This is a genomic window from Halanaerobium sp. (assembly GCF_003070835.1).
The window spans coordinates 1-3,904 of record NZ_QBLR01000308.1 but is presented as its reverse complement, the minus strand read 5'-3'; the positions used below and the strand labels follow the sequence as shown (position 1 = coordinate 3,904).

The window sequence follows — 3,904 nt, the reverse complement described above, 5'->3', positions numbered from 1 at the left end:
GGCCACTCTGCTCTGTGTACATTTCCTTCTTTACCTATGTATTCCCATAATTCTTCAGTAATAAAGGGAGCAAATGGTGCCAGTAAAAGTACAATGTTTTCTGCAACCTCTTCTATTAGAGCAGTATCTGTATCTTCCTGACTGCGATCATTTAGATAAGAATAAACCTCATTAGTTAATTCCATAATCGCACTGATTGCTGTATTGAAGTTCAATCTCTGACCCACATCTTCTGTCACTTTTTTGATACTGGCATGCATTGTGCGGTAAAGTGTTTTGGCTTCTTTATCCAGGTTATCTGGATTAAGTTCAGTCTTAGAATTCTTAATCAGTTCAAGATTTTCAGTAACAAAGCGCCAGACACGATTTAAGAAGCGGTCAGCACCCTCAACTCCCTTATCACTCCACTCTAAATCTTTTTCAGGTGGTGAAGCAAAAAGGATAAATAAGCGGGCAGTGTCTGCACCGTATTCTGCTAAAATATCCTTAGGATCAACAACATTTCCTTTGGATTTAGACATCTTGGCACCATCTTTAAGTACCATTCCCTGAGCCAGCCAGTTTGTAAAAGGCTCAACATGATCAGTTAAATCCATATCATGGACAACTTTGGTAAAGAAACGAGCATATAATAAATGTAAAATTGCATGCTCAATTCCACCTATATACTGGTCAACAGGGAACCACTGATCTACATTTTCCTTGCTGAATGGAAGTTTATCATTTTTTGGATCTGCATAGCGCATAAAATACCAGGAGGAATCAACAAAGGTATCCATAGTATCAGTTTCGCGCTTTGCAGGAGCCCCACACTCCGGACAGGTGGTGTTGACAAAACTATCTACTTTTTTAAGTGGTGATTCTCCAGTTGGAGAAAATTCCACATCATGGGGCAGCTTAACCGGTAGATCTTCCTCAGGTACTGCAACCGGTCCACATTCCTCACAGTAAACAATAGGAATTGGAGCTCCCCAGTAGCGCTGACGAGAAATTAACCAGTCACGCAGCCTGTAATTAGTTTCAACTTCCACAAAACCTGCCTCTGAAAAATCTTCTGCCATTTTATCAAAGGCTTCTTCTACACTTAAACCATTATATTTATCAGAATTAATTAAATGTCCTGGGCCAGCATAAGCCTCATCCATCTCAGAACCAACCAGTTCTTCTTTTTGATCCTCAGGCTGGATAACTGCTTTAATTTCAATACCATATTTACGGGCAAAATCAAAGTCACGCTGGTCATGAGCTGGAACAGCCATTATTGCACCGGTTCCATAACTCATCAAAACATAGTTTGCTATATAAATAGGAATTTCTTCGCCATTTACAGGGTTTACTGCATAGGCACCTGTAAAGAGACCAAGTTTTTCAGAATCAGCTGAAGTCCTCTCCTGTTCTTTCTGTTTTTTAGCCTTTTTAACGAAGGCTTCAACCTCTTCTTCTTTGTCGGTACCCTCTGATAATTCTTTTACATAAGGGTGCTCGGGAGCAAGGACCATATAAGTAGCTCCAAATAAGGTATCAGGTCTGGTTGTAAACACCTCTAATTCTTTATCAAGTTCAGGCAGTTCAAAAGTAACTCTTGTACCTTCACTACGGCCAATCCAGTTTTTCTGCATTGTTTTTACCTTTTCTGGCCAGCCATCTAAAAGTTCATGATCATCTAAGAGTTTTTCTGCATAATCAGTAATCTTTAAAAACCACTGCTCTAAGTCTCTTTTATCCACTTCTGTACCACAGCGCTCACAGGCTTCATTTACCACCTGCTCATTTGCCAGTACTGTTTCACAGCTGGGGCACCAGTTAACAGTAGATTCTTTTCGGTAAGCTAAATCATCATTAAACATCTGAGTAAAAAACCACTGAGTCCACTTATAATAATCCTCAGCTGCAGTAGTTACCTCTCGATCCCAGTCATAACTTAAACCCATTGCCTTCATCTGTTCTTTCATGTGGGCAATATTATCCCAGGTCCATTCCTTCGGATGAATATTTCCATGCTTAATTGCTGCATTTTCTGCAGGCAGTCCAAAAGCATCCCAGCCCATTGGATGAAGCACATTATAGCCCTTCATTCTCTTATAGCGGGCAATAACATCTCCAATAGAATAAACCCTTACATGACCCATATGTAAATTACCAGATGGATAAGGGAACATTTCTAAAACATAATAATTTTCCTTATCTGGATCATCTCCAGTTTTATGTAAATTTGAGTCTTCCCAGTTTTTAAGCCACTTTTTCTCTACTTCTTGAAACGGATAATAGTCCTGCAAAGATCTTCACTCTCCTCATTAAGTTAAAATTTTATCTATATAATCAAAATTAAATTAAACTCCGATTAAACTACTCTTCTTCTCCATCACTCTGACGCAGAATTTTTTCTGCATCTGACCAGAGACGCTCAAGGTCATAATATTCTCTTTCCCTTTTTTGAAAAACATGGACAATTACATCTGCATAATCAATTAAAACCCATCTGGCATCATCCATTCCTGCCATTCTTTTGGGTTCAATGCCCTTTTCAGATAATTTTTCATCAACTGCTCGGGCTATAGCTCTGACTTGTTGATCAGAATTACCACTGCAGATCACAAAATAATCTGCAATTACAGTTAAACCCTGAACATTTAGAACCTCTATATCTTCTGCTTTTTTATCATCAGCTGCATCAGCAGCGATTAGTGCAATATCCTTAATACTTAAATCTGACATTTAATACATTCCTCCTTAAACAGACTTCTCATAGCCTGCTCCCACTATAACTTCTAATTTTTTATTTGACTCTTCTTCTGCTTCTTCTATAAATTCGGTCTTACCACCAAGTAATTCTGCGACCTTAGCAGCAGTCTCTGCATCATCCTTACTATAATATTTAACAACAGAACTATCATAATCATATTTATCTGCATTACCAATAGTTGAAATATTAAATCCATATTTTTCTAATAACCCCGCTGTATCTGAAGCTGCACCTGAGTCTCCAACACCATTAAGAACTGTTAAATTATATTCTTTGTTCTTAATATAAGATTTATTTCTGATCAAATTATCAACCATAATTTCGGCTTCCTGCATATCAGGTACCCAGTAACTAATTCCATTAATATATTCTGCTTTACCTGGTAGCATTTTTGATTCAATCTGACTTAATTTAATCTCTTTAGCTGTATTCAAAAATGGAGTTATATCCTGAAGCGGAATATTAGTATTAACTGCTTCATTAACTTCTTTAATTATTCCAGGAACTTTAGTAACTATTGCAGGAGAAAGAACTTTTGCTAAAACGGCATCGATAAACTTCTGCTGTCTTTCAATTCTTCCAATATCTCCAGTTATATCGCGATAACGAACATATTCTAAAGCTTCTTCTCCATTTAATGTCTGCTGTCCTGCCGGGATATCAATGTAGAGCCCTCCTGCTTTATCAACATAATTTAAATGTCTAGAAACATTAATCTCTACTCCTCCCAGGCGGTCAATTATTTTTTCAAACCCTCTAAAATCTGTTTCCAGATAATAATCTATATCAATATTCAACATCTCTTCTACAGTTTCCTGAGTTAATTTAATCCCCCCATAGACATGAGAAGAATTCAATTTAGTGAAATTTCTTTTATTAGAATTTATATAAGTGTCTCGGGGCAGAAAAACCAGTCCTGCCTCATTAGTCTTTACATCCAGGCTAATTAAAATTATTGTATCTGCTCTGGAAGCTCCATTAATATCAGAGTCATAACCTACAGCCAGAATGTTAACTTTATTTTCTTTAAAAGGTCCACTGGATGAAATCTTACTTAATTCGTCATTCCACAAAAAAGGAATAGCAATACCGATAATAACTAAAAATATTATTAAAGCAATATATTTCCTGTCTCTTATACACATCTCCGAGCCCACGAGA

General features: G+C 37.1%; 3 protein-coding genes. All 3 read right to left on the bottom strand.

All coding sequences use genetic code 11. The features are described from left to right. On the bottom strand, window positions 1–2,276 hold a 2,276-nt coding region (leuS, locus tag CI949_RS17970; RefSeq protein ID WP_290768900.1), incomplete at its 3' end, for a leucine--tRNA ligase. Window positions 2,277–2,346: 70 nt separating this feature from the next. Further along, window positions 2,347–2,715, bottom strand: a complete 369-nt coding sequence (gene rsfS, locus CI949_RS17965) for a ribosome silencing factor (RefSeq protein WP_133530316.1) — start codon at window positions 2,713–2,715, stop codon at window positions 2,347–2,349. 15 nt (window positions 2,716–2,730) lie between these two features. Beyond that, on the bottom strand, window positions 2,731–3,900 hold the full coding sequence (locus tag CI949_RS17960; protein ID WP_290768902.1) for an LCP family protein: 1,170 nt from the start codon (window positions 3,898–3,900) through the stop codon (window positions 2,731–2,733). Window positions 3,901–3,904 lie beyond the last annotated feature (4 nt).

Excerpts from the sequence above, each read along its gene's own strand:
- rsfS (WP_133530316.1), bottom strand. The coding sequence starts at position 2,715 with ATGTCAGATTTAAGTATTAAGGATATTGCACTAATCGCTGCTGATGCA.